Here is a 25,112-nt window from a genome sequence, read left to right as displayed (position 1 = left end):
TTTATTTTTCACGGATGATAGGGGATGAGGGGAATTATGACAATCCGACCAGTGGGAAATACGAAATTTCGCAGGAAAGAAAAGGGACGCAATTGTTTGCGTCCCTACAGGCGGTTTATTTCTTCTTGATAGGGCGGCCGGACCAATAACCTGCCAGCAGCGAACCGGAGAGGTTGTGCCAGACCGAGAACAGCGCGCCTGGCAGCGCGGCCAGCGGCGAGAAGTAGATTTTGCCCAGCGTGGCCGCCAACCCGGAGTTCTGCATACCGACTTCGATCGCCAGCGTGCGGCAGGTGGACTCGTCGAAACCGAACAGTTTACCGCCCCAGTAGCCGCTCAGCAGACCGATGCCGTTGTGCAGGATCACCGCGATGATAACGACCAGGCCGACCGAAGCGATATGGCTTTGGCTGCCCGCCACCACCGCGCTGATGATCGCCAGAATGCACACCATCGACAACGCCGGCAACAGTGGCTCGATGCGTTTCACCACCTTGGTCAGGGTATGGTGGACGATCAGGCCCAGGCCGATCGGGATCACCACAATCTGCAGAATGCTCAACAGCATGCCCATGATATCGACGCTGATCTTGGCGTCGACGTACAGACGGGTCAGCAGCGGCGTGGCGAACACCCCCACCAGCGTCGAGACCGCCGAGATGGTCACCGACAGCGCCACGTCACCCTTGGCCAGATAGATCATCACGTTGGAGGCGGTGCCGCTGGCCACGCTGCCCACCAGCACCATGCCGGCGGACAGATCCGGCGGCATGCGGAACAGCATCGCCAGGATCCAGGCCGCCAGCGGCATGATCAGATAATGCAGGAAGATGCCTGCCGCCACCGGGCCGGGGCGCGCCAGCACGCGTTTGAAGTCGTCGAGCCGCAGCGTGACGCCCATGGCGAACATGATCAGCATCAGCAGCGGGCTGACGTAGGGGCCGATACCGGTAAAGGTGGTCGGCGTGTAATAAGCGGCGACGGACAGCAGTATCGCCCAGAGGGGGAATAAGCGCGTGAGTAGTGCCAGCATGCAGGTTTTCCTTAGCCAGATTGAGAACGGTGGATGTGGTTGTGTTTTTATTGCGGGCTCAACATGCTGAACCCCTGCAGGTTTTGAACGGATTTTTTAGACGCAGGGGCGCAGCATGCTGCGCCCGCAATCAGGGATAATGACTTATTCGAACAGGTTGTGATGCAGGGTACGCACCACCTGCTCGGCTTCTTCGCCCGGCACCAGGAAGCACAGGTTATAGCTGCTGGCGCCGTAGCAGATCAGGCGGATATTGAACGGATCGAGCACGCCGAACACCTCTTTGCCCACGCCGCAGGCGCGCGACAGCTGGTTGCCGATGATCGCCACCAGCGCCAGGTTTTCTTCCACTTCCACCCGGCACAGCGACGACAGTTCGGTCAGCAGTGAGGTGGTCAGCAGGCTACCGCCGACGGAGGTGGCGCCGGTGGTGTCCATGGTCAGCGCGATGCTGACTTCCGAAGTGGTGATCAGATCGACGGAGACATTATGGCGCGCCAGGATGTTGAACACCTCGGCCAGGAAACCGCGCGCGTGCAGCATGTTCAGGCTGTGCAGCGTCAGCAGCGTTTGCTTGCGGCGCAGCGCCAGCGCGCGGAACAGCGGCGGGTTCTCGGTGGTGTTGCACACCAGCGTGCCGCCGGCCGCCGGATCCTTGCTGGAGCCGACGAACACCGGAATATCGCTGCGCACCGCCGGCAACAGGGTGGCCGGATGCAGCACTTTAGCGCCGAAGGTGGCCATTTCCGCCGCCTCTTCGAAACCGATTTTGTCGATGCGCTTGGCCGCCGGCACCACGCGCGGATCGGTGGTGTAGATGCCCGGCACGTCGGTCCAGATATCCACCCGGCCGACGCCGAGCGCTTCGCCGAGCAGCGCGGCGGTATAGTCGCTGCCGCCGCGGCCGAGCGTGGTGGTGCGGCCCTTCGGCTCGCTGCCGATAAAGCCCTGGGTGACCACCAGCGCTTCCTGCAGGCGCGGCTGCAACTGCGCCCGGGCCAGTTCGCTGAGCGCGGCGCTGTCCGGCACGGCGCGGCCGAAGTGATCGTCGGTGCGCATCACTTTGCGCACGTCGAACCATTCGGCCTGCACGTTGCGGGCGCGCAGGATTTCAACGAACAACAGGGTGGACATCAGCTCCCCATGGCTGACCAGTTCGTCGGTCAACGCCGTCGAGGTGGCCAGCGACGCGGCTTCCGACAGCATGGCGATGTTTTCCAGCAGGCGGTCTATTTCGTCGCGGATCACCGCCGGCGCCGCGAGGCGATCGAGGATGGCGTACTGGATGCGTCGGATTTCATCAAGCTGGTAATTGCGTTTGTCGGCCTCGCAACCCTCGGCCAGGGCGACCAACAGGTTGGTGACGCCCGCCGAAGCGGACAACACCACCAGGCGGACCTGCGGGTTGGCCAGCACGACGTCGGCGCTGCGGTTCATGGCTTCAAAGTCGGCGACGCTGGTGCCGCCGAACTTGGCTACCACGGTGGAATTCTGGGGTGCTGCTTGGTTCATCTAGAAACCTCGTGTCAGGGATGCCCGTTTGGGGCACTGTAATTCCATAGCCTTGGCACAAGGGGAGAGCGGTAAACAGGGGGCAGGCGTAGAGGTCAGGCTACGATACACCCAGAAGCGCCCCACCTTGTCGATCGCCCTGCGGGCGATCCCCTGGTGACAACCCAGGGGATTCAGCCCCTGTAGTCGATACGATAATGGCCGGCCATTACCCTACCTCGGCGTCGCTCCCCCTCGGGTGCCGTCAACGGAGAAACGGCTCCTCTGACACTCTACCTGGGCGACGCGCCTCTTCTGGCTTGCGCACCGGGTGCGCAAGTAGGCTGTTAGGAATAGCCGGTTATCGCCATTCTGTCAACGTACAGACGGTGAGGGATTTTCATCTTGCACCAGCGCGATAAGCGTACAGGGCATCGCGGGCGTGGAACCGGCGCCAATCGGTTGCAGAGAACCGTCTTCCTTTTGGCTGAATAGCGGAATAACGCCCTGATGTTTCTCCAAATACTCCAGCCAACCGAAATTTTCGTTCAATTTGGTCGCTTTGATGGTGGCCCCCCTGGCGAGCAGGCTGCTCAGGCGGCCGTAGGTGGCTTCCTGATTAAATAAAATTTCATGCCGGCGGAAACGCGAACTTTCCGCGCTGGCGCCGCGCCCTTTCAACGGCGCCCCCGAACGGATGGCGAACACGTGATCTTCGCCGAAGAGATGGCCGAAGTGGTAGACCGCCAGCGCGTTCTGGTGGCGATTGGGCGACAGCGCCAGCACCTGGGCGATATTGCTCAGATCGAGGTAGTTCTCGGCGTGTTCGGAGTAGGCGTGGCCATAGTAGGCCGGAATGCCGTCCATGCGCGCCTGACGGTAGTATTCCCAGCTGCTGTCGGTGACGATCACCGGCACGTTCAGCTTGATCAGCGCCTGCGCCAGCATGCGCGCCACGCTGTTGGCGCCGACGATCAGCACGCCGCGCGGTTTCTGCTGCTGCACCCGCAGCCAGCGCGCCATTATGCCGCTGGTCAGGCTTTGCAACACCACGGTGCCGATGATGATGGCGAACACCACGGTCACCAGCCGGTCGGCGCCCTGATAGCCGCTGCGCTGCAGCGTCAGCGCGAACAGCGAGCTGACCGCCGCGGCCACGATGCCGCGCGGGGCGATCCAGCACAGCAGCAGCCGATCGCGCCAGTGCAGGGAAGAGCGCCAGGTCGACACCGCGATGCACAGCGGCCGGGCGATGAACTGCACCGCCAGCAGCAGCAGCAGCAGCGGCCAGCCCATGTTCCACAGCGCCTGGATGTCGAGCCGCGCCGCCAGAATGATGAACAGCGCCGAGATCAGGATCGCCGACAGCTCCTCTTTGAACGCCAGAATATCGCTGGTGTCCACGTCGCGCATATTGGCCAGCCAGATGCCCATCACCGTGACGGTCAGCAAACCGGATTCGTCGGCGATGGCGTTGGAAACGCCGAAGGCGGTCAGCATAATAGCCAGCACCGCCAGGTTCTGCAGGTAGCGCGGCAGCCAGACGCGGCGCAGCGCCAGGCCGAGCAGGTAACCGAACAGCGCGCCGGCGATCAGGCCGACGGCGGCGGTCACGCCCAGCGTCCAAAACAGGTGGGTATAGGATTCCGCATTCTGCTTCAGCACGATGAACTCGAACACCAGCAGGGTGAAGATGGCGCCGACCGGATCGATGACGATCCCTTCCCAGCGCAGCACCTGGTTAATGTTGGCGTTCGGCCGCACCACGCGCATCAGCGGGGCGATTACCGTCGGCCCGGTCACCACCGTCACCGCGCCGATCAACGCCGCCAGCTCCGGCGGGAAATCCAGCAGCCACCAACTGGCGAGGCTGATGACCAGAAAGGTGACCAGCATGCCGACGGTGACCAGGTTGCGCACCACGCCGCCGAGGCCGCGTATCTCCTCGAAACGCAGCGTCAGCGCCCCCTCGAACAGGATGATCGCTACCGACAGCGACACCAGCGGAAACAGCAGATCGCCGAACAGCAGATCCGGCTGTACCAGATGCACCGTCGGGCCGAGCACGATGCCGAACAGCAGCAGCGGCAAGATGGCCGGCAGGCGCAGCAACCAGGCCAGCCACTGCGCCAGCAGCGACGCCAGGCCGATAAGCACCAACATGAGCGGGGCGGATAATTCCATAAGCGAGATCCCTTTCAAATGACGAAATAAACGACGATGACACAGCCTGATGACAATTCGGCAACCCCGATAACAGGCCGTTAGCCAAAAGTATAGAGTGAAAGCTGAAACGAGGCGGCAATGCGTTGACAGTTAGCGCCTATCGCAAGAAAAGCGATCATAATCACAGTCGAACAGGCTACAATCGGACAAACGCGTCATTTTTATTCTCAAGCCTAAGAGTGTTGCTATGAAAAATATCAATCCTAGTCAAACCGCTGCTTGGCAAGCCCTGCAGCAACATTATGCACAGATGAAAGACGTACGGATCGCCGACCTGTTCGCCGAGGACAGCGATCGTTTCTCCAGGTTCTCCGCGACCTTCAACGATCAAATGTTGGTGGACTATTCCAAGAACCGCATCACGCAGGAAACCCTGGAGAAGCTGCAGGCGTTGGCGAAAGAAACCGATCTGCAAGGCGCCATCAAATCGATGTTCGCCGGTGAGAAGATCAACCGCACCGAAGATCGCGCGGTGCTGCACATTGCCCTGCGCAACCGCAGCAACAGCCCGATCCTGGTCGACGGCAAAGACGTGATGCCGGAAGTGAACGCGGTGCTGGCCAAGATCAAACAGTTCTGCGCGCGCGTCATCGGCGGCGAGTGGAAAGGCTACACCGGCAAGCCGATCACCGACGTGGTGAACATCGGCATCGGCGGTTCGGATCTCGGCCCTTACATGGTGACCGAAGCGCTGCGCCCTTATAAAAACCACCTGAACATGCACTTCGTCTCCAACGTCGACGGCACCCACATCGCCGAAACGCTGCAGCCGCTGAATCCGGAAACCACGCTGTTCCTGGTGGCCTCCAAAACCTTCACCACTCAGGAAACCATGACCAACGCCCACAGCGCGCGTGACTGGTTCCTGAGCAGCGCCGCCGATCAACAGCACGTGGCCAAGCACTTCGCCGCGCTGTCCACCAACGGCAAAGCGGTAGCCGAGTTCGGCATCGATACCGACAACATGTTCGAATTCTGGGACTGGGTCGGTGGCCGTTACTCCCTGTGGTCGGCGATCGGCCTGTCGATCGCGCTGTCCATCGGTTATGACAACTTTGAGCAGCTGCTGAGCGGCGCGCACGCTATGGACAAGCACTTCGCCGAGACGCCGGCGGAGAAAAACCTGCCGGTGCTGCTGGCGCTGATCGGTATTTGGTACAACAACTTCTTCGGCGCCGAAACCGAAGCCATTCTGCCGTACGATCAGTACATGCACCGTTTTGCCGCTTACTTCCAGCAGGGCAACATGGAATCCAACGGCAAGTACGTCGATCGCAACGGCAACCCGGTGGATTACCAGACTGGCCCCATCATTTGGGGTGAGCCGGGCACCAACGGCCAGCATGCTTTCTATCAGTTGATCCACCAGGGCACCAAGCTGGTGCCGTGCGATTTCATCGCGCCGGCCATCAGCCATAACCCGCTGGGCGATCATCACGCCAAACTGCTGTCCAACTTCTTCGCTCAGACCGAAGCGCTGGCGTTTGGCAAGTCGCTGGAAGTGGTGGAAGCCGAGTTCGCGGAGCAGGGCAAAACCCCTGAGCAGGTCAAGCACGTGGCGCCGTTCAAGGTGTTTGAAGGCAACCGGCCGACCAACTCGATCCTGCTGCGTGAAATCACCCCGTTCAGCCTGGGTAGCCTGATCGCGCTGTACGAGCACAAGATCTTCACCCAGGGCGCGATCCTGAACATCTTCACCTTCGATCAGTGGGGCGTGGAGCTGGGCAAACAGCTGGCTAACCGCATCCTGCCGGAGCTGGCGGGCAGCGAGAAAATCAGCAGCCATGACAGCTCGACCAATGCGCTGATCAACCGCTTCAAGGAATGGCGCTAAGCGCCTGAGCTGAAGCCAATAAAAAACCCGCCGCGGCGGGTTTTTTTACGTCTGTAACAAATTACAGATTGATCGGCACTTCGAAGCTGACGCCCGCGCCCACGTCATCGGCGGTGCTGTGATCGTTGTCGGTGTACCACAGGCTGGTATCGAACTTAACCTGAGACGGGAAGGTGTAACCCCAACCGACCTGGACGCCCTTCAGCGTATCGGATTTCGGGAACGCCTGGTTGATGCTTTGGCTCAGCGGGTTCACCTTGGCGTAAACCACGCGGGTGCTCCAGCGCTGGCTGTCGTCCAGCACCAGCTCTACGCGGCCGGACAGCATCTGGCCGTCGCCGCCCATGGCGTGGCCCAGCGGGTAACCCTGCTGGTAGTAGCCGCCTTTGTAGGTATAGTGTGTGTACACATAGTTTTTGCGGCTCATATCCGAACGGGTGTCTGACCCTTCGATATACCAGTTAATGGTGGCCGGGCCCCATTCCGGGTGGCCTTCCAAACCGAGCAGATAGGTGTTTTGCGATGGCAGATAACCTGCCTCATCTTCACCCACCAATTGACCATACAGGCTAACCGGCAGGCCGATCAGCGGCTGCATTTTCAGTTTGAAATCGAAACCGGCGAGCTGGTTGCCCGGATCGTTGCCTTTACCTGAATCATCGTTATCTTTACCGGTGAAGCCGTCCCAGAACGAGCTCCACGACTGCGGTCGGCCCTCGCCACCCCACATCATGATGCGTGAAGCGCCCAGTTCCAGGAAGTCGGTCGGCATCATGGTGAAACGGCCACCGATCAGTTTGGTGTGTGGTACAGAACTGTACTGCGACAGCTGGCCGGCGGACAATTGATATTGCCAGCGGCCGATCCACGACAGCCACGGGGTTTCAAACGGCGATTGGTCGGCGCGCTGCAGCATGAAGCCCGCGACCGGGCGCGCGGCGTCGGAGCGGATCAGGCTGCCGTCGTAGCCAGGGCCCCACCACTGGGAAACCTCGCCGAAGGAGAGCCACTGGTTCCAGATCTTCACCGCGCCGTAGGAGCCGTTCATGTTGAATTTGGAACCGTCGCTGACGCGCTGATCGCCTTCCACCGAGCCCTGCAGACGCACGTCCCAGAACTCGCCGTTGGCGCCGGCGCCGATGGTCAGGCGATCGTCGGCGTACTCGTTTTGGCCGAAGCCTTGCGGGGTGCCAGGTTTATCGGTCGACGCGTAACCGCTGACGCGGATGTTGGCTTTCAGGGCATCGACGCGGCGTTGCACGCGGTCGATGACGTTTTTCTCGGTGTTGGTCACCGGCTTGGCCTGCGCGATAACGGAACTGATCTCTTCCTGACTCAGCGGCCAAGTGGACAGGCTGACGTTGATGACGCCGCGGTCAGACAACCAGGCGAGATCGTTACGCAGATCGTTGTCAGGGGCTACCAGGCCGGCGGCGTGGCCGGACAATGCACAGGTAAACAGGCCTGCAGCGACCAGTCCGTTAAGTTTAGCGCGCATAAAGAATTCCCTTGTTAATTCGAGGTTATTGGTTTTATGTAAAGATCTCTGTGACCCATGATAGTTGACATTTCGATTTGCTACAAATCTATAAGCCAGAAACATCTTATTATAACGTGATGAATTAAATGGGGTTTAAAGTGCTTTCGCGAAGGGCGGAATTTTTAGGACAATGCCTATATTGGCACGGTTGAATCATATAAGCGGTATTCAGGAGAGGTTTTATGGCAAAAACGTCGCGTTCGATCATGATAGCGAAGGGGCTGCAGCGGGTGCTGAACGTGGGCTTGTTGCTGCTGGCGGCAATTCTGGTGGTGTTTCTGGTCAAGGAGACCATCCATCTGGCGAAGGTGTTATTTATTAATAGCGAAGAGTCGTCCTCTTACCTGTTGATTGAAGGCATCGTGATTTATTTTCTGTACTTTGAATTTATCGCCTTGATCGTCAAGTATTTTGAGTCGGGTTATCATTTCCCGCTGCGTTATTTTATTTATATCGGCATTACCGCGATTATTCGTTTGATTATCGTGGATCACAAAAATCCCATCGACACCCTGATCTACGCGGCGGCGATATTGGTGCTGGTGGTGACGCTCTATCTGGCCAACACCGACCGGCTGAAACGGGAATAGCGGAGATAAAAATGGCGGCCAAAGGCCGCCAAAGACACAGGATTACCGCTATCGCGGAAAAACATCAAACGCACTGCAGTGGCACAAATTACCCCTTCACGCCGCCGGCCGTCAGGCCGCCCACCAGCCAGCGCTGCGCCAGCAGGAACACGGCGGTAATCGGTATCGCCGACAGCACCGCAGCAGCGGCGAAGTCGCCCCACAGGTAGTTCTGCGGGTTGAGATATTGCTGCATCCCCACCGCCAGCGTGTAGCTGTTCACATCGCGCAGCAGCAGCGACGCCACCGGCACCTCGGTGATGGCGGCAATAAACGACAGAATGAACACCACCGCCAGAATTGGCACCGACAGCGGCAACAGCACCAGACGGAACGCCTGCCACGGCGTGGCGCCATCCAGCGCCGCCGCTTCTTCCAGCGAATTGTCGATGGTTTCGAAATAACCTTTGATAGTCCAGACGTGCAGCGCAATGCCGCCCATGTAGGCGAAAATCACGCCGCCGTGGGTGTTCAGGCCGATAAACGGAATGTACTGGCCCAGGCGGTCGAACAGGGCGTACAGCGCCACCAGCGACAGCACCGCCGGGAACATCTGGAAGATCAGCATGCTCTTCAACAGCGTGCTCTTGCCGCGAAAACGCATGCGGGCGAAGGCGTAGGCGCAGGTGGTGGACAGCGTCACGATGCCGATGGCGGTGATCGCCGCGATCTTGACTGAGTTCCACAGCCACAGCAGCACCGGGAACGGCGGCGGCGTCACGCTGCCGTCGGCGTGGGTGACGCTGAAGCCGAGCGCCAGCCGCCAGTGATCCCAAGAGAGGGTTTCCGGTATCAAGCTGCCGGTGGCGAAGTTGCCGGCGCGCAGCGAGATGGCCACCACCATCAGCAGCGGAAACATGATCAGGGCGATAAAGCACAGCATCAAGATATGGGTGATCCACAGGCGCAAGCGCTGGGATTTGGGTTGAACCATGGCCATCGTTATTCTCCCTAATCGAAGTTCATCTTGCTGGCTTTCAAATTCAGGATCGCCAGCGCGCCCACCAGCAGGAAGATCAGCGTGGCGATGGCGGCCGCCAGGCCGAAGTCTTGCCCGCCGCCGCCTTCGAAGGCGATGCGGTAGGTGTAGCTGACCAGCAGATCGGTATAGCCGGCCGGCGTGGTGGTGCCGATCATGTCCGGGCCGCCGTTGGTCAGCAGCTGGATCAGCACGAAGTTGTTAAAGTTGAAGGCGAAGCTGGCGATCATCAGCGGCGTCAGCGGCTTGATCAGCAGCGGCAAGGTGATGCGGAAGAAGTTTTGCCACGGGTTGGCGCCATCCATCGCCGAGGCCTCGTACAGATCGTCCGGGATCGCTTTCAGCAGCCCCATGCACAGGATCATCATGTACGGGTAGCCGAGCCAGGTATTGACGATCAGGATCATGCTCTTGGCGGTGAGCGGATCGCTGAACCAGGCGGGTTTGATGCCGAACAGATGGCTGAGCATCATGTTGATTTCGCCGAAGCTCTGGTTGAACAACCCTTTGAAGATCAGGATCGAGATGAACGACGGCACCGCATAGGGCAGGATCAGCAGCACGCGGTAGATCGCCTTGCCTTTCAGCGCCTCCCACTGCACCACGCAGGCCAACACCATGCCGACCGCCACGGTGAGGATCACCGTCATTACCGAGAACACGATGGTCCAGATGAAGATCGACACGAACGGTTTCTTGATGCCCTCGTCCTGCAGCACCCGCAGGAAGTTTTTCCAGCCGGTGGTGACGGTATAGCCGGGGCTCAGGGTTTCCTGCGCCCAGCCGCCGTCGGCGTTGATCGCCTGATAGAAGCCTATGTCGCCGTTCGGCCGATAGCGCACCTGGGTCTGGTTATTGGTCAGCGTGCTGCCGTCTTTGTCCAGCGCATACAGCGGGCGGGTGCCGGAGAATTGGCGAAGAGAGCTCATGCGCAATTCACCGCCGTCGGGCAGTTGCGCCACCAGCTGGCTCAGCGCTTGCCGGTTCTGGGTGATCACCCGCAGCGTGGCGCGTTCGCCCTGCGGCGCGGCGCTCTGCGTGGTCAATGTCAGGGTTTGCGGCGCAGCGGCGTCGAGGTGGAAAGGCTCGGAAATCAACGGCTGTTCACTGTCCGGCGAGGTTAATTGCAGGCGCCATTGCTGATTTTCCGCCGGGTAGAGGCCGAAGGTGAAGGTTTTGCCGCTCTGGAACTGGCGTTGCATCAGCACCGATTGCGCGCGCTCAAAGGTCAGCTGGTTGGTGCTGCTGTAGTTGGTAAAGGCGATGGCGATGGTGCAGATCAGCGGGAACAGGACGAACAGTCCCATGCCGGCGACGCCGGGATACACATAGCGCCAAGCGTAGGCGCGGCGGTTGGCGAAGACGTAAAGTCCGGCGCTGACCAGGATCAGCGTCAGGATGGCGAACAGGTATTCACCCTGTGCATACATCAACACAATCAGGTAGCAGGTCACCAGGCTGAACAGGCCGACCAACAGCCATTTCAGCGCGTCGCTTTGCCACCACTTCGATTTTTTACGCGCAGGCGTCCCGGCGTGAGCGAATTGCATAGGGCGTTCCTTTCTGTGAAGCAATGGCGGGGCGCCACGGCACCCCGCACGACGTCGTTACTTGGTGATGCGGGTCTGCACGTCGTCCAGCGCGGCTTTCACCGTCTGACGGCCGCTGACGGCGTTGATCACTGCACTGCGTTCGGCGTACCAGAAGGCGCTCATCTGCGGGATGTTCGGCATAATCTCCCCGTTTTGCGAGTTCTGCATGGTGGCGGCGATCTTCGGATCTTTGGCCAGCGTTTCCTGGTAGGACTTCAGCGCCACCGCGCCCAGCGGTTTATCTTTGTTGACGTCCGCCAGCCCTTCGTTGGTCAGCAGATAGTTCTCGAGGAACTCGGTCGCCAGTTCTTTATTCGGGCTGGCGGCGTTGATACCGGCGGTCAGCACGCCGACGAACGGTTTGGACGGTTTGCCTTTGAAGGTCGGCAGCAGCGTCACGCCGTAGTTGATTTTGCTCTGCTCGATGTTGTTCCAGGCCCACGGGCCGTTGATGGTCATCGCGGCCTGGCCTTTGTTGAACGCGGCCTCGGCGATCGAGTAATCGGTATCGGCGTTGATGTGTTTGTTTTTCACCAGATCGACGATGAACTGCAGGCCGGCCTGCGAACCGGCGTTGGCGACGCCGACATCCTTGATGTTGTATTTGCCGTTCTCATACTTGAAGGCATAACCGCCGTCGGCGGCGATGATAGGCCAGGTGAAGTAGGGTTCCTGCAGGTTCCACATGATGGCGCTTTTGCCGCTGGCGCGCAGCTGTTTGTCCAGCGCCGGGATCTCTTCCCAGGTCTTCGGCGGCTGTTTGACCAAGTCCTTGTTGTAAATCAGCGACAGCGCTTCGACGGCGATCGGATAGCCGATCAGCTTGCCGTCATAGCGCACGGCGTCCCAGGTGAACGGGAACAGCTTGTCCTGGAAGGCTTTGGACGGGTGGATTTCGGCCAACAGGCCGGACTGCGCATAGCCGCCGAAGCGGTCGTGGGCCCAGAAAATGATGTCAGGACCGTCGCCGGTGGCGGCCACCTGCGGGTATTTTTCTTCCAGTTTGTCCGGGTGCTCGACGGTGACCTTGATGCCGGTGTCTTTTTCGAATTTCTTGCCGACTTCCGCCAGGCCGTTATAGCCCTTGTCGCCGTTGATCCAGATAACCAGTTTGCCTTCCTCAATCTTGGCGAAGGCGGAAGAAGAGAGCACCAGGGTGGCCAGTGCCGAGAGCGCCAGCGTGCGGGCGAGGGTAATGCTGCGAGTCATAATCCAGTCCTTCTTTTTGTGGGCACATAAATCAAGGAGAGACGTTTCGCGGTAATAGTGGGTCACAACGCGACATATTCTCATCCTCCCCCCCTCTACGCCCCTAAGATGAGGAGTGTGATCCAGTTAACGTTGTGCTCTATTCTGTGGCGTCAGGCACAAAATAGGGGGGCGATTTTTGCCAGCCGGATCACAGATTTGCCTTAAGCGCGGAACTTCTCATCGCCGCGGTCGTTCTCTCATCCTCCCGCCTCCTCCCCCATGAAAAATCCTGTTACGGATGATTACCCTTTCCGGTGACTCCCGCACTATCGGCACATCGATTTTTAACGCCACGCGCAGCAGGGATACCGGATTTATGTCGTCAATGCCTATCGCCACTCAGCCCACCCTGTACCGGATCCATCCGGCCAGTTTCCGTGACGGAAACGGGGACGGCGTGGGCGACGCGCACGGCATGCTTGCGGCGCTGCCGTACCTGAAAGCGCTGTCGATCGACGGCCTGCTGCTGCCGCAGACGCTGGCGCCGGAGGCCGAGGCGACGGTGACGGGCGAAGGGCTGACGCTGTGGTACGGCGATGAAGCCAACCGCGTTCGCAATGCCGTCGCGCCGCAGCGGTTCGCCCACGGCGCGCTGGCGCTGGACGTGATGCCGTTCAGCGCGGAGAAGCTGGCGGCGGTGCTGCACGCCCGCCGCGCCACGTTAGCGGACAGCCTGTGGAGCACCGGGGACGCCGAGCAGCCAAGAGTGGTCAGCCGCTGGGGGCAAGGCGATTTGCGTTCCGCCGCCGCCTTTTTGACGCTGTTGGCGATGTTGCCGGCGCCGATCTGCCTGTATCAGGGCGAAGAGCTGGGGCTGCCGCATGCCGCCGGCCTGCAGGATCCGCGCGGCGCGCAAACGCCGATGCCGTGGCATGAAGCCCCCGAACAGGTCACCGCCGGGGAGATCAGCTGGTATCAGCAGGTGGCGATCGAACACCGCGCATTGGCCATCAGCCGCCAACAGCACGACAGCCACTCCACCTTACGTTACTGCCAGGCGCTGTTGGCCCTGCGCCGTTCGCCGCTCATCCAGCGCGGCGAGCTGAACGCGGTCAGCCAGCGGGACGGCGTGGTGCGCTTACTTATTACCCATCAGGATCAATGCCTTGAAGCGCTGATAAACCTGCAGCCTTATACTCAGGCGGCCGCGCCGTCTGAGGCGACCTTGCCGTTGGCATGGCAGCACGGCGCGCAGCAAGAGGGTCATCAATGGGTTTTGGCGGGCTTTGCCTCCGCCATTTTCACACGACATGTTAACTGCGAAAGCAGGGGAGTAACGCATGGCTAGCGTGACACTGCGCAGCGTTTATAAGGCCTTCGGTGAGGCCGTGATTTCCAAAGACGTCAATCTGACCATCGAAGACGGCGAGTTTGTGGTGTTCGTCGGGCCGTCGGGCTGCGGCAAATCGACGCTGCTGCGCATGATCGCCGGGCTGGAGGACATCACCTCCGGTGACCTGCTGATCGGCGAGAAACGGATGAATGAGGTGCCGCCTTCCGAGCGCGGCATCGGCATGGTGTTCCAGTCCTACGCGCTGTATCCGCACCTGTCGGTGGCGGACAACATGTCGTTCGGCCTGAAGCTGGCCGGCGCCAGGAAAGCGGAAATCAATCAACGGGTGAACCAGGTCTCCGAGGTGCTGCAGCTGGCGCACCTGCTCGATCGGCGGCCGAAGGCGCTGTCCGGCGGTCAGCGTCAGCGCGTGGCGATCGGCCGCACGCTGGTGGCCGAGCCGGACGTGTTTCTGCTCGACGAACCGCTGTCCAACCTCGATGCCGCGCTGCGGGTGCAGATGCGCATCGAGATCTCCCGTCTGCACAAGCGCCTGCAGCGCACCATGATTTACGTCACTCACGATCAGGTCGAAGCGATGACGCTGGCCGACAAGATCGTGGTGCTCGACGCCGGTCGCGTGGCGCAGGTCGGCAAGCCGCTGGAACTGTACCACTACCCGGCCAACCGCTTCGTCGCCGGGTTTATCGGCTCGCCGAAGATGAACTTCCTGCCGGTCAAGGTGACCGCTGCGCAGCCGCAACAGGTGCAGGTCGAACTGCCCAACCGTCAACTGGTCTGGCTGCCGGTGGAAGGCGCGGGCGTTCAGCCCGGCGCCAATCTGTCACTGGGCATTCGCCCCGAACATTTGCTGCCCGGCGAAGCCTCTGAAGTGCGGCTTACCGGCGACGTACAGGTGGTGGAGCAGCTCGGCAACGAGACGCAAATCCACATCCAAATCCCGGCCATCCGTCAAAACCTGGTGTACCGCCAGAACGACGTGGTGCTGGTAGAAGAAGGTGCCACATTCGCCATCGGCCTGCCGCCTCATCGTTGCCACCTGTTCCGTGAAGACGGTACGGCATGTAAACGGCTGCACCAGGAGCCGGGCGTTTAAAGCATCAAAGTCGGTATAACAGGAGAATAATGATGACTACTCTGCGCAAACTTCCTCTGGCACTGGCTGTCGCCGCCGGTGTTCTCTCTACTCAGGCGCTGGCCGTGGATTTTCACGGTTACGCCCGTTCCGGCATCGGCTGGACCGGCAGCGGCGGTGAGCAACAGTGCTTCAAGGCCACCGGCGCCGCGAGCAAATACCGTCTCGGCAACGAATGTGAAACCTACGCCGAACTGAAACTGGGGCAGGAAGTGTGGAAAGAAGGCGACAAGAGCTTCTATTTCGACACCAACCTGGCCTATTCGGTCTCGCAACGTTCCGACTGGGAAGACGTGACGCCGGGCTTCCGCGAAGTCAACGTGCAGGGTAAAAACCTGATCGACTGGCTGCCGGGCTCCACGCTGTGGGCCGGTAAGCGTTTCTATCAGCGTCATGACGTTCACATGATCGACTTCTACTACTGGGATATCTCCGGCCCGGGCGCCGGTCTGGAAAACATCGATCTGGGCTTCGGCAAGCTGTCCGCCGCCGTGACCCGCAACTCCGAATCCGGCGGCTCTTACGGCTATCTGGATAACGAATGGAAACAGCGTCCGACCGTCAACGATACCTTCGACCTGCGTCTGGCCGGCCTGGAGCTGAACCCGGGCGGCACCCTGGAGCTGGGCGTGGACTACGGCCGCGCCAATGCGCAGGATAACTACCGCCTGGCGGACGGCGCCAGCAAAGACGGCTGGATGTTCACCGCGGAACACACGCAGAGCATCCTGAACGGTTACAACAAGTTCGTGCTGCAGTACGCCACCGACTCGATGACCTCGCAGAACAACGGCCGCAACGAAGGCGCCACCATCGATAACAACGGCAAGATGATCCGCGTGCTGGATCACGGCGCCATCGACTTCAACGATCAATGGGCGCTGATGTACGTCGCCATGTTCCAGGACATCGACCGCGACAACAACAACGGCACCACCTGGTACACCGTGGGCGTGCGCCCGATGTACAAATGGACGCCGATCATGAGCACCTTGCTGGAAGCCGGCTATGACAACGTCAAATCCCAGCGCACCGGCGATCGCAACGGCCAGTATAAAGTGACCCTGGCGCAGCAATGGCAGGCGGGCAACAGCATCTGGTCGCGTCCGGCCATCCGCCTGTTCGCCACCTACGCCAAGTGGGATGAGAAGTGGGGCTACGCCACCGGCGATGATACCGGGTATAACGCCGGCACCGCTTACAACGACACCAGCATGCATACCTTCAGCCGCGGCAAGGATGACGAAGTCACCTTCGGCGCCCAGATGGAAATTTGGTGGTAACGACAGGACGGGGAGGGCCGCAGGCTCTCCCCCAATCGCATTCGCCGCGGCCGGATCTCTTGCCTGATCCATCGCGGCGCTGAAAGAGGATATAACGATGAAAAAGAATCTGCTGTCACTCTGCCTGTCGCTGGCGCTGACCGTTGGCGCGCCTTTGGCGGCCAATGCCGATACGCCGGCCAACGTTTCCGTCGCGCCGGCCATCAGCGCCGCCACGCTGCAAAGCCTGCCGTGGCAGCCGTTGCAGCCGCCGGTGTCGCAAGAGGTGAAGCTCGACGCCGTCAGCCCGCAGCTCAATCAGGGCGAGATCCAGGGGGCGATCGCCGCCTATACGTTGCCGGCCGATCGCGGTTCGCTGGAAGTGACGCTGAGCAGCCTCGCCAAAAACAATTCGCTGTACGCGCCGAGCGTGCTGGTGCTGGACGAGCATCTGCGCCCGGCGGCGTATTACCCGAGCAGCTATTTCCCTTACCAGCCGCCGGGGGCGATGTCCTCCGATCGTCTCGAAGGCACGCTGAAGCTGACGCCGGCGCTCGGTCAAAAACAGATTTACCTGCTGGTGTACACCACTCGCCAGGATTTGGTGAAAACTACGCAGCTGACCAACCCGGCCAAGGCCTATGCGCAGGGGGTGGGCAACGCGGTGCCGGATATCCCGGATCCGATCGCCGGCCACGCGACGACCGGCACGCTGAAGCTTAAGGTCACCGCTGAACAGGGCACCGGCAACGTGATGATCGGCATGCTGCAGCCTGCGCCGACCGTGGCGCCGGTGGTGGTGGGGTCGAGCACCCCGGCCGCGGCGGCGGCACCGATGCCGACGCCGGAGAAACCGGCGGAGCCGATGCTCAACGATACCGAAAGCTACTTCAATAACGGCATCAAGCAGGCGGTGAAGGCGGGCGATATCGACAAGGCGCTGAAGCTGATGAATGAGGCCGAGAAGTTGGGCTCTACCACTGCGCGTAAAACGTTTATCAGCAGCGTTAAAGGCAAGGGGTAACACCCGGCGCTGCCGATGCTGGCTCGATGATTGGTGCGCCTTGGCGCACCTTTTTTCATCCGCGCGCCAGCGTTGCGCCGATCAACGCCAGCAGACGGGTGTTGTCCACCTGCTGCATGATGCGCACCGGCTTGCCCTGCGGCGGCGGCATACCGACCGTCAGGCGCAGGCCGCCCGGCCGCCAACGGCGTGAGCTGCCGCGCGTCAACGCCCCTTCCAGCGCCACATCCACATGGAACATTTCGGTCGTGACCAACTGCGGTTCCAGCAGCCAGGCGATCACCAGCGCATCATGGATCCAGCAGCCCGGCAGGCGCCGCGTATGGCGCGAATAGTCGATCCACGGCTGCGTGGTGGTGCGCAAATAACGGCATAGCGGGGTATCCGGCTGGGTCAGCGCGGCCAGATCCGCCTGGGTCAGCATGGTCTGGGTGGTGACGTCCAGCGGCGCCAGCGTGATATTGGCACCGCTGTTCAACACCAGCCGCGCCGCTTCCGGATCCAAACCAAAATTGGTGTCCTTGATGTATCCTTCGACGTTGAACACGCCGCCCATGATCACGATCTCTTTCACCGCCTGCGCCATCTGCGGGTAAAGCTGCATGGCGTGCGCAACGTTGGTCAGCGGGCCGATCGCCGCCAGCGTGATCTCGCCGGGATGCCGGCAGATCAGTTCGCCGATGGCGATGGCGGCGTCCGGTGCGGGCGCGTTGGCCAGCGAGGGGGCGGGCAAGTCGCGCCACAGCGCCGCCAGCTGAGGATCGGCGATCGGGTGGTCCAGATGTGCGCGCCACGGCTCCGGCGGCTCGCTCAGGGCGCGCGCCGCGCCGAGGGCGACCGGTACCCGGTAGCCGCTCTGCGCCAGCAGATCGGAGGCGACGGCGAAGCCCACTTCACGCGGGGTATTGCCGGCCACGATGCTGATCAGCTCCAGTTGCAGCTGCGGTTTGGCCGCCAGCGCCAGAGCCAGCGCCAGACCGTCATCGACGTTGGCGCCGGGAACGCCGTTGCCGGGATCGCAATCAATGATTAAACGCATAGTAAGGTGTCCTGAAAAACCGCTAACAGCCGCACGAGTGGCGGATGCGCAGTTGAAAAGCGAATTCATGCAGCTCGGCGGGCGCGGCGCCGGCGGCCAGCATGGCGATGGCCCGCTTGGCCATGGCGTCGATCGGCTGCTCGACCGCGCTGAGCGGCGGCACGCTGAATTCGGATTGCTGCGTGCCGTTAAAACAGATCAGCGCCAGATCGCCCGGCGCGCGCAGCCCATGTTCCGCCAGCGCCGACAGGCAGCCGAGCGCCTGCTGCTCGTTAGAGGTGAAAACGGCGCGCGGGCGCGGGCCTTGCACCAGGCGCTGGGTGGCCTGGTAACCGCCCTGGCGGGTGTAGGGCACCTCGAAAATCCATTCGTCGCGCGGCGCGATGCCCGCTTCCAGCAGCGCATCGCGCCAGCCGTTCAGGCGATCCTGTGCGTTGAGCATGGTCAGCGGGCCGATAAAAATGCCGATGTCGCGATAGCCGTGCTGCAGCAGATGGCGGGTCGCCTGGCAGGCGGCGTCGCGCTCGTCGACGCGAATGGCGCAGACGCCGGCCTGGCTGTCGATGGTATCTATCATCACGCAGGGCGTGCCGGAGGCGCGGATCAGATCGAACCACGGATGGCGATCGACGCTGGTGTACAGCAGGCCGTCGACCTGGCGGCGCAGCAGGTTGTTGATCAGCTCATATTCGCGCTGCCGGTCGTCGCCGGCGTCGCCCAGCAGCAGCACGCGGCCGTGGCTGAAGGCCTCCTGCTGCAGCGCCCGCGCCAGCGTGGCGAAGAACGGGTTGGAAATATCCGGCACCACCAGCCCGTAGGTTTGCGTGCTGCCGGAGGCCAGCGCTCGCGCGATGTCGTTCGGCCGGTAGCCGGTCTGCTCGATCGCCGCCAGCACGCGCAGCCGGGTGGCTTCCGCCACCGGGCGCGGACCGTTGTTGATCACATAGCTGACCACGGCGACGGAGGTGCCCGCTATGCGAGCCACGTCGGCGCGGGTAACGCGGCGCGCGGAGTGATTATCCAAATTGAGGTCCTGTTCGCCTTCCCGCTACGCGGCATCCTGCGGCAGGTTGAGATCGCGGCCGCGGGTTTCGGGAGCAAAGAAGGTGGTGATTAAGCCGATGGCCGCCATTACAACAAAATAGCAGGCGACAGGCCACCAGTGACCGAAACCGGACAGCAGCGCGGTGGCGATCAGCGGCGCGGTGCCGCCGGAGAGGATCGACCCGAGCTCCTTGGCGAACGCCATTTTGGAGTAGCGGTTCTTCACGCCGAACAGTTCGACGCCGTAGGCCGCCTGCACGCCGAAGATCCCCAGCGATGCGATGCACATGCCGACCACGATCACCGAGATGACGATCGCCGGCTCACGGCTGTCGAGCAACCAGAACGCCGGGAAAGCGTACAGCACCAGCAGCAGGCAGAACCACCGGTAGGTGATGCGGCGGCCGAAACGATCGGAGAGCCAGCCGGCCAGCGGGATCACCAGAAAACCGCACAGTGAGGCGATCAGCACCGCCAGCGCCGGCACCGATTTATCGACCATCAGCACCTTGGCGACGTAGCCGACGATAAAGCCCTGGCACAGGTAGGAGGGGCCGTTTTCGCCGATGCGCAGGCCGAGCATCACCCAGAACGCCTTGGTGCGCTGCAGGTAGCTGCGCGTATCCGGCGCGGCCTGGGCGGCGTCCAGCATGCGCTGGTGGTTTTGCTGCAGCTCGCGTTCGAACACCGGCGTTTCCCGCACGTGGCGGCGCAGATACAGCGCCACCCCGGCTATCAGGATGCTGGCGAGGAACGGAATGCGCCAGCCCCAGCTCATCAGGTCTTCCTTGTCGAGCTGCAATACCAGCAGCCACACCAGCGACGCCAGCAGGGTGCCACTGTTGGAGCCTATGGCGATGATCGACGCCACCAGCCCGCGCCGCTTGGCCGGCGCGTATTCCGCCAGCATCACCGCCCCGCCGGACAGCTCCGCACCGGCGCCGAACCCCTGCGCGAAGCGCAGGATCACCAGGCAGGCGGGCGCCCAGACGCCGATTTGCGCATAGGGCGGGATCAGGCCGATCAATGTGGTGGAGAGGCCCATCAGCGCCACGGTGGTGATCAGCACCACGCGGCGGCCTTTGCGATCGCCGATCCAGCCGAACACCAGCGCGCCGATCGGCCGCGCGACGAAGCCGACGGAGTAGGTGGCGAAGCTGGCCAGCAACGCCACCAGCGGCGTGGCTTCGGGGAAGAACACGTCGCCGAACACCATGCCGGCCGCCAGGCCGTACAGCGCGAAGTCGACGTATTCCATGGCGGTGCCGAGCCAGCAGGAGAAGGTGGCGCGCCAAAATTGGCTGCGCCCCTCTTTGGTTGCCAGGCGTTCATCGGCCGCCAGCGCGGCGTCGGCGGTCTGTGAAGGGGCAAGCGTTGTTTCGCTCATGGCAGTGCTATCCTCTTTTATTCTGCGCCTGGAGGGGCGCGGTTAAAGATGGTTTCCCTGGTGCCGGCAACAAAGGTGTGCCGACAAATCATGTCGGACGCATGGCGATTCAACGCTGCCGTATCAGGGTATCTACGCGCGTAGATAACACAACGCGAGGAAGCTGAAACTTTGCGGGCGATCACAGAATCGTCAGCGCGCCGGGAAATGAAGATAGAGAATGCGGATGGCAAAAAGATGACAGAACCCCGGTTTTTCCGGCCGACAGACCTGCCGTTTTCGCCACGAATCAGCCTGCCGCTTTCGCATTTCTGCGCTACAATGGGGGCCTGTTAACAGTTTGTATCGTCTGGCGCGCCGTACCGGCTGCGGTTCAGGCGAGGAGTAAAGCAATGTCTGGCATCAGGGATTCCATCCTGCCGCCGCTGGAGTGGTTATCCGAACAGGATCCTCCGGCGCCCGCCGCCGTCAGCGACTGGCTGATGGAGTTAGGCTCCATGACCCGACGATTTGAACGCCATTGCGCCCAGGTGCGCGTTGAACCGCAGCGCGAATGCTTCGTCACGCGCGAGGCGCTGGGCGACGAGGCGAACCACCTGCCCGATAGCCCGCGCTACTGGCTGCGCGAAGTGGTGCTGCTGGGCGACGGCCAGCCCTGGCTGCTGGGGCGCACGGTGATCCCGGAACATACGCTGACCGGCCCCGACCAGGCGCTGGTGGATCTGGGGACGCTGCCGCTGGGGCGCTATTTGTTCAGCAGCGGCGATCTGACCCGCGACTATATCCATATCGGCCGACAGGATGCGCTGTGGGCGCGTCGTTCACGGTTGCGGCTGGCGGGCAAGCCGCTGCTGCTGACCGAACTGTTTTTACCGGCTTCGCCGCTGTATTCAGCGGTCCCCGCATAAGAGAGGAGAGCAAGACGTTGGAGGGAAGCGTGACTCAAAGTAAATGGCGGGCTTACAGCCATTTGATGCGCATTGATAAACCGATTGGCACGCTGTTGCTGTTGTGGCCGACGCTGTGGGCACTGTGGCTGGCCGGAAAAGGCGTGCCGCCGCTGTCGATTCTGGTGGTGTTCGTGCTCGGCGTGTTCCTGATGCGCGCCGCCGGCTGCGTGGTGAATGACTATGCCGATCGCGCGGTGGACGGCTACGTGAAACGCACCGCCGGGCGGCCGATGCCGAGCGGCCGGGTGAGCGCGAAAGAGGCCAAGGTGCTGTTCGTGGTGCTGGTGCTGATCTCGTTCTGCCTGGTGTTGACGCTGAATGCGATGACCATCTGGCTGTCTCTGGCGGCGCTGGCGCTGGCCTGGGTGTATCCGTTTATGAAGCGGGTGACCAACCTGCCGCAGTTCGTGCTGGGCGCCGCGTTCGGCTGGGGCATTCCGATGGGCTATGCGGCGGTCAGCGAATCGCTGCCGCTCAGCTGCTGGCTGCTGCTGCTGGCGAACATCTGCTGGACGGTGGCCTATGACACGCTGTATGCGATGGTCGATCGCGACGATGATCTGAAAATCGGCATCAAGTCCACCGCTATCCTGTTCGGGCGTTATGACAAGCTGATCGTCGGGCTGTTGCAGTTCGCGACGTTGTTGCTGCTGGTGTGGGTCGGTTATCTGGCGCAGCTCGGCGGCGCGTTTTACTGGTCGCTGCTGCTGGCGGGCGCACTGTTCATTCACCAGCAGAAGCAGATCGCCGGGCGCGAGCGCGACGCCTGCTTCAAGGCCTTTCTGCAGAACAACTATGTCGGGCTGGTGGTGTTTATCGGCATCGCGCTGAGCTATCTGCCGGCGTAACGGTTCCCTGCCGCAAGAAAAAAGGCACCCCAAGGGGTGCCTTTTGTGTTTCCGCGCCGGGCGAAATCACTCGTCTTTCTCTTCTTCCGCATCGGTTTGCGGCAGAGCGTTGGTCTCTTCCGGCATGTTGACGCTTTCGATGGTCAGCTTGATTTCCGGCGTGATCAGATCGCTCAGCATGCTGTACACCTCGAGGGTGTGCTCGCGGATCGCATCGCCGCTGTCGTTGATGTAGCCTTCTTCACGCAGCGTCGCCACCAGGGTGGAGAACACCGCCTTGTCGAAGAACTCCGGCGCATTGATGCCGTGCAGCACCGACAGACGTTGCGCCATGATGCGGCTCTCTTTCTCCAGCGCGCCGCGGTTGATGCTCGGGTTGGCGCTGAGGATCGACATGGTGATGGCGTAGCGTTGCAGGGTTTCGCGCACCCCGGCGGCCAGCAGCTGCAGCGGGCGAATGCGCGCCGGGTTGAGCACCAGATCGTCGCCTTTGTCGCAGATCAGCTGTTGACGGATCAGCTCGTCGATCATCGGCCGCAGCACCTCCGGCAGCTGTTCCTTGTCGTTATGCAGGAACAGCTCGGCTTTCAGCATCGGGTAGATCATGCCGATCTGGCGCAGCAGCTCGGCGCGCGACACCCGGCGATGATGCATCACGATGCTGGCGATCAGCGACGGCAACACCAGCAGATGGTGGATGTTGTTGCGGTAATAGGTCATCAGCACCGCCTGCTCGCGCGGCAGGATGATGATGTCGCCGATGCTGTCCTTCTCCACCTCGAACTTGTTCATGTTCAGCGCGTGATCCAGCAGCTCATCCGGCGTTTGCGTCGGCACGGTGACGTCACGCGCGTAAGGCGCGTTGCGCATCAGCTGCAGGTAGCACTCGAGCTGCTCGACCAGCTGCTCGCGGGTCAGCGAACGCTGACGCGAGGCCAGCAGCGCGGTGGAACACAGGTTCATGGCGTTGGCTGCGGCGGCATTGTTGATGCGCACCATGATCTGGCCGGCCAGATCGTTGACCGTCGGCGTCAGCCAGCTTGGACGCTGAGCCTCGATCGGATCGATCGATTCGCGCCACTGCGGCACGTTCTGGTTGAGGTAAGCCGTCAATGGCAGCGGTTCGCCGAAGTTGACGTATCCCTGGCCCAGGTTGCGCAGCTTGCGCAGGCCGCGCAGCATCTGCGGCAGGCTCTCTTTTTCCTTGGTGGCGCCGCGCAGCTCTTTGGCGTAGGTACCCACTTCCATCACGTGTTCGTAACCGATGTAAATCGGCACCAGCGTGATCGGACGGGTGCCGCCGCGCAGCATCGCCTGGATGGTCATCGACAGGGTGCCGGTCTTCGGCTCCAGCAAACGCCCGGTGCGGGAACGGCCGCCTTCCACGAAATATTCCACCGAGTAACCGCGGGTGAACAGCTCGCCGAGGTATTCACGGAACACCGTCGAATACAGCTTGTTGCCTTTAAAGGTGCGGCGGATGAAGAACGCGCCCAGGCGACGGAAGATCGGGCCCGCCGGCCAGAAGTTGAGGTTGATGCCCGCAGCGATGTGCGGCGGCACCAGGCCCTGGTGATACAGCACGTACGACAGCAGCAGATAGTCCATGTGGCTGCGGTGGCAGGGCACGTAGACGATCTCGTGGCCGTCCTGCGCCAGCTGGCGCACGCGCTCGGCGTTGGTGACGTTGATGCCCTGATACAGCCGGTTCCAGGTCCAGCTCAGCACGCGGTCGGACAGGCGCACGGTTTCGTAGGAGAAGTCGGCGGCGATCTCTTCCATCAGCGCGATGGCGTTCTGCTGGGCCTTCTCGTGCGAGATCTTCTTGCTGCGCGCTTCGTCCTCGACCGCTTTTTCGATCGCTTTGGACGCCAACAGCTTGTTGAACAGATCCTGACGGGCCGGCAGACTCGGGCCCACCGCGGCCAGGCGCTGACGCGAGAAGTGCATGCGCGCCACGCGCGCCAGTTTCTGCGCGATGGTTTTATCCGTGCCGTGTTCGGTAGCCATGCGGCGCAGCGACACGGTGTTGGAGAAACGCACGAAGCTGTCGCGGCCGAGCCACAGCACGGCGAAGAATTTCTGCACGCCGTTCAACAGACGCAGGTGCGGCGTGCCGTGGCCTTCGCGGCCCGGCGAACGGCCGAACATCACCGAAACCGGCAGCATCTGAATGTCGAGATCCGGGTTGCTGCGATGCAGATCCAGATAGTCGTGGAACAGCTTTACCGACTCTTCTTTTGGGGTGTAATAGCGGAATACGCGCGGGCCGTCGTGAATGAACACGTAGCTCGGCAGCACGGTGCCGTCGATCTCCAGCGAGTTGAGCGGATCGGGCAGATCCTGCGCCAGGCACTGGGTGCGCAGCGTCAGCAAATCCGCCTTGGAATTGTAAGGTAAAACATACAAAATCGGCCGTGAGGGATCCAACCCTAGCTCGGTAACCGGATCTGAAGGGATGACCTTACTTCTTACCAACAATTTAAGTGGTAAATTCAATATTTTATAATAAATTTTACGCCAACCTGACATAACAACGTGAAGCCTCTTGTTA

19 protein-coding genes and 1 riboswitch are annotated in these 25,112 nt (G+C 61.5%); of the genes, 8 read left to right on the top strand and 11 right to left on the bottom strand.

Annotated elements, in window-relative coordinates:
• Nucleotides 1–115 precede the first annotated feature (115 nt).
• From panS to GT753_RS17580, 3 genes are all read right to left on the bottom strand, one after another.
• Complete coding sequence (panS, locus tag GT753_RS17590; protein ID WP_160125800.1) at nucleotides 116–1,033, bottom strand: ketopantoate/pantoate/pantothenate transporter PanS; 918 nt, start codon at nucleotides 1,031–1,033, stop codon at nucleotides 116–118.
• A 144-nt stretch (nucleotides 1,034–1,177) separates the two neighbouring features.
• On the bottom strand, nucleotides 1,178–2,545 hold the full coding sequence (gene lysC, locus GT753_RS17585; protein ID WP_004936686.1) for a lysine-sensitive aspartokinase 3: 1,368 nt from the start codon (nucleotides 2,543–2,545) through the stop codon (nucleotides 1,178–1,180).
• Nucleotides 2,546–2,652: 107 nt separating this feature from the next.
• Nucleotides 2,653–2,847: riboswitch (Lysine riboswitch) on the bottom strand.
• A gap of 52 nt (nucleotides 2,848–2,899) precedes the next feature.
• Nucleotides 2,900–4,708: a sodium:proton antiporter gene (locus GT753_RS17580; protein WP_015379241.1), complete on the bottom strand. Its 1,809-nt coding sequence runs from the start codon at nucleotides 4,706–4,708 to the stop codon at nucleotides 2,900–2,902.
• A 229-nt stretch (nucleotides 4,709–4,937) separates the two neighbouring features.
• On the opposite strand from GT753_RS17580, the gene pgi reads away from it, so the two are divergent.
• Entirely contained in the window at nucleotides 4,938–6,584 is a 1,647-nt protein-coding gene (pgi, locus tag GT753_RS17575; protein ID WP_015379240.1) for a glucose-6-phosphate isomerase, read from the top strand.
• Between the two features lie 61 nt (nucleotides 6,585–6,645).
• Here the strand turns inward: pgi and GT753_RS17570 are convergent, their stop codons facing one another.
• On the bottom strand, nucleotides 6,646–8,082 hold the full coding sequence (locus GT753_RS17570; RefSeq protein WP_160125799.1) for a capsule assembly Wzi family protein: 1,437 nt from the start codon (nucleotides 8,080–8,082) through the stop codon (nucleotides 6,646–6,648).
• Nucleotides 8,083–8,306: 224 nt separating this feature from the next.
• Here GT753_RS17570 and psiE point away from each other — a divergent pair, with 224 nt between their 5' ends.
• Complete coding sequence (psiE, locus tag GT753_RS17565) at nucleotides 8,307–8,714, top strand: phosphate-starvation-inducible protein PsiE (protein ID WP_015379238.1); 408 nt, start codon at nucleotides 8,307–8,309, stop codon at nucleotides 8,712–8,714.
• 88 nt (nucleotides 8,715–8,802) lie between these two features.
• On the opposite strand, the gene malG is transcribed toward psiE, so the two are convergent.
• The 3 genes from malG to malE are packed head-to-tail and all read right to left on the bottom strand — an operon-like array spanning nucleotide 8,803 to nucleotide 12,533.
• A complete protein-coding gene (gene malG / locus GT753_RS17560) occupies nucleotides 8,803–9,693 on the bottom strand; it encodes a maltose ABC transporter permease MalG (protein ID WP_015379237.1) in 891 nt (296 codons plus the stop codon).
• 11 nt (nucleotides 9,694–9,704) lie between these two features.
• Entirely contained in the window at nucleotides 9,705–11,282 is a 1,578-nt protein-coding gene (malF, locus tag GT753_RS17555) for a maltose ABC transporter permease MalF (protein WP_044030322.1), read from the bottom strand.
• A 57-nt stretch (nucleotides 11,283–11,339) separates the two neighbouring features.
• Nucleotides 11,340–12,533 carry a maltose/maltodextrin ABC transporter substrate-binding protein MalE gene (malE, locus tag GT753_RS17550; RefSeq protein ID WP_118891641.1) on the bottom strand — a complete coding sequence of 398 codons (1,194 nt, stop codon included), beginning with the start codon at nucleotides 12,531–12,533 and terminating at the stop codon, nucleotides 11,340–11,342.
• Nucleotides 12,534–12,891: 358 nt separating this feature from the next.
• On the opposite strand from malE, the gene GT753_RS25970 reads away from it, so the two are divergent.
• The 4 genes from GT753_RS25970 to malM all read left to right on the top strand — a co-directional run bounded on the left by GT753_RS25970 (nucleotide 12,892) and on the right by malM (nucleotide 17,290).
• Complete coding sequence (locus tag GT753_RS25970; protein ID WP_015379234.1) at nucleotides 12,892–13,863, top strand: alpha-amylase family glycosyl hydrolase; 972 nt, start codon at nucleotides 12,892–12,894, stop codon at nucleotides 13,861–13,863.
• Nucleotides 13,856–14,965 carry a maltose/maltodextrin ABC transporter ATP-binding protein MalK gene (gene malK, locus GT753_RS17540; RefSeq protein ID WP_004936708.1) on the top strand — a complete coding sequence of 370 codons (1,110 nt, stop codon included), beginning with the start codon at nucleotides 13,856–13,858 and terminating at the stop codon, nucleotides 14,963–14,965. The genes GT753_RS25970 and malK overlap by 8 nt, the downstream gene beginning before the upstream one ends.
• Nucleotides 14,966–14,997: 32 nt before the next feature.
• On the top strand, nucleotides 14,998–16,287 hold the full coding sequence (locus GT753_RS17535) for a maltoporin (RefSeq protein WP_015379233.1): 1,290 nt from the start codon (nucleotides 14,998–15,000) through the stop codon (nucleotides 16,285–16,287).
• A gap of 97 nt (nucleotides 16,288–16,384) precedes the next feature.
• Nucleotides 16,385–17,290, top strand: a complete 906-nt coding sequence (malM, locus tag GT753_RS17530) for a maltose operon protein MalM (protein ID WP_021505144.1) — start codon at nucleotides 16,385–16,387, stop codon at nucleotides 17,288–17,290.
• Between the two features lie 55 nt (nucleotides 17,291–17,345).
• Here the strand turns inward: malM and GT753_RS17525 are convergent, their stop codons facing one another.
• Genes GT753_RS17525 through GT753_RS17515 form a run of 3 tightly spaced genes read right to left on the bottom strand, consistent with a single transcriptional unit; the run spans nucleotide 17,346 to nucleotide 20,760 of the window.
• Nucleotides 17,346–18,329: a nucleoside hydrolase gene (locus GT753_RS17525; RefSeq protein ID WP_156866305.1), complete on the bottom strand. Its 984-nt coding sequence runs from the start codon at nucleotides 18,327–18,329 to the stop codon at nucleotides 17,346–17,348.
• 22 nt (nucleotides 18,330–18,351) lie between these two features.
• Nucleotides 18,352–19,353 (bottom strand): LacI family DNA-binding transcriptional regulator, encoded by a 1,002-nt coding sequence (locus GT753_RS17520; RefSeq protein ID WP_049189126.1) that lies wholly within the window; start codon nucleotides 19,351–19,353, stop codon nucleotides 18,352–18,354.
• 24 nt (nucleotides 19,354–19,377) lie between these two features.
• Nucleotides 19,378–20,760 carry an MFS transporter gene (locus GT753_RS17515; RefSeq protein WP_015379229.1) on the bottom strand — a complete coding sequence of 461 codons (1,383 nt, stop codon included), beginning with the start codon at nucleotides 20,758–20,760 and terminating at the stop codon, nucleotides 19,378–19,380.
• Nucleotides 20,761–21,152: 392 nt separating this feature from the next.
• On the opposite strand from GT753_RS17515, the gene ubiC reads away from it, so the two are divergent.
• Both ubiC and ubiA read left to right on the top strand, forming a co-directional pair.
• Complete coding sequence (gene ubiC / locus GT753_RS17510) at nucleotides 21,153–21,668, top strand: chorismate lyase (protein WP_015379228.1); 516 nt, start codon at nucleotides 21,153–21,155, stop codon at nucleotides 21,666–21,668.
• Nucleotides 21,669–21,685: 17 nt separating this feature from the next.
• On the top strand, nucleotides 21,686–22,558 hold the full coding sequence (gene ubiA / locus GT753_RS17505) for a 4-hydroxybenzoate octaprenyltransferase (protein WP_015379227.1): 873 nt from the start codon (nucleotides 21,686–21,688) through the stop codon (nucleotides 22,556–22,558).
• 66 nt (nucleotides 22,559–22,624) lie between these two features.
• Here ubiA and plsB read toward each other — a convergent pair whose 3' ends face one another.
• The gene (gene plsB, locus GT753_RS17500; RefSeq protein WP_031300261.1) at nucleotides 22,625–25,090 is read right to left on the bottom strand and encodes a glycerol-3-phosphate 1-O-acyltransferase PlsB; all 2,466 of its coding nucleotides are present in this window, start codon (nucleotides 25,088–25,090) and stop codon (nucleotides 22,625–22,627) included.
• Nucleotides 25,091–25,112: the final 22 nt, after the last annotated feature.

Origin of the sequence: Serratia sp. Z4, assembly GCF_009900725.1 — a bacterium.
GTDB lineage: Bacteria > Pseudomonadota > Gammaproteobacteria > Enterobacterales > Enterobacteriaceae > Serratia > Serratia nematodiphila.
Note: the sequence above shows the minus strand (reverse complement) of the source record. Positions and strands in the feature narration are given on the sequence as shown.

What these genes read in the sequence shown, in the direction of transcription:
- panS (WP_160125800.1), bottom strand. Translation starts at nt 1,033, where the DNA reads ATGCTGGCACTACTCACGCGCTTATTCCCCCTCTGGGCGATACTGCTG.
- lysC (WP_004936686.1), bottom strand. Translation starts at nt 2,545, where the DNA reads ATGAACCAAGCAGCACCCCAGAATTCCACCGTGGTAGCCAAGTTCGGC.
- GT753_RS17580 (WP_015379241.1), bottom strand. Translation starts at nt 4,708, where the DNA reads ATGGAATTATCCGCCCCGCTCATGTTGGTGCTTATCGGCCTGGCGTCG.
- pgi (WP_015379240.1), top strand. Translation starts at nt 4,938, where the DNA reads ATGAAAAATATCAATCCTAGTCAAACCGCTGCTTGGCAAGCCCTGCAG.
- GT753_RS17570 (WP_160125799.1), bottom strand. Translation starts at nt 8,082, where the DNA reads ATGCGCGCTAAACTTAACGGACTGGTCGCTGCAGGCCTGTTTACCTGT.
- psiE (WP_015379238.1), top strand. Translation starts at nt 8,307, where the DNA reads ATGGCAAAAACGTCGCGTTCGATCATGATAGCGAAGGGGCTGCAGCGG.
- malG (WP_015379237.1), bottom strand. Translation starts at nt 9,693, where the DNA reads ATGGCCATGGTTCAACCCAAATCCCAGCGCTTGCGCCTGTGGATCACC.
- malF (WP_044030322.1), bottom strand. Translation starts at nt 11,282, where the DNA reads ATGCAATTCGCTCACGCCGGGACGCCTGCGCGTAAAAAATCGAAGTGG.
- malE (WP_118891641.1), bottom strand. Translation starts at nt 12,533, where the DNA reads ATGACTCGCAGCATTACCCTCGCCCGCACGCTGGCGCTCTCGGCACTG.
- GT753_RS25970 (WP_015379234.1), top strand. Translation starts at nt 12,892, where the DNA reads ATGTCGTCAATGCCTATCGCCACTCAGCCCACCCTGTACCGGATCCAT.
- malK (WP_004936708.1), top strand. Translation starts at nt 13,856, where the DNA reads ATGGCTAGCGTGACACTGCGCAGCGTTTATAAGGCCTTCGGTGAGGCC.
- GT753_RS17535 (WP_015379233.1), top strand. Translation starts at nt 14,998, where the DNA reads ATGACTACTCTGCGCAAACTTCCTCTGGCACTGGCTGTCGCCGCCGGT.
- malM (WP_021505144.1), top strand. Translation starts at nt 16,385, where the DNA reads ATGAAAAAGAATCTGCTGTCACTCTGCCTGTCGCTGGCGCTGACCGTT.
- GT753_RS17525 (WP_156866305.1), bottom strand. Translation starts at nt 18,329, where the DNA reads ATGCGTTTAATCATTGATTGCGATCCCGGCAACGGCGTTCCCGGCGCC.
- GT753_RS17515 (WP_015379229.1), bottom strand. Translation starts at nt 20,760, where the DNA reads ATGAGCGAAACAACGCTTGCCCCTTCACAGACCGCCGACGCCGCGCTG.
- ubiC (WP_015379228.1), top strand. Translation starts at nt 21,153, where the DNA reads ATGTCTGGCATCAGGGATTCCATCCTGCCGCCGCTGGAGTGGTTATCC.
- plsB (WP_031300261.1), bottom strand. Translation starts at nt 25,090, where the DNA reads ATGTCAGGTTGGCGTAAAATTTATTATAAAATATTGAATTTACCACTT.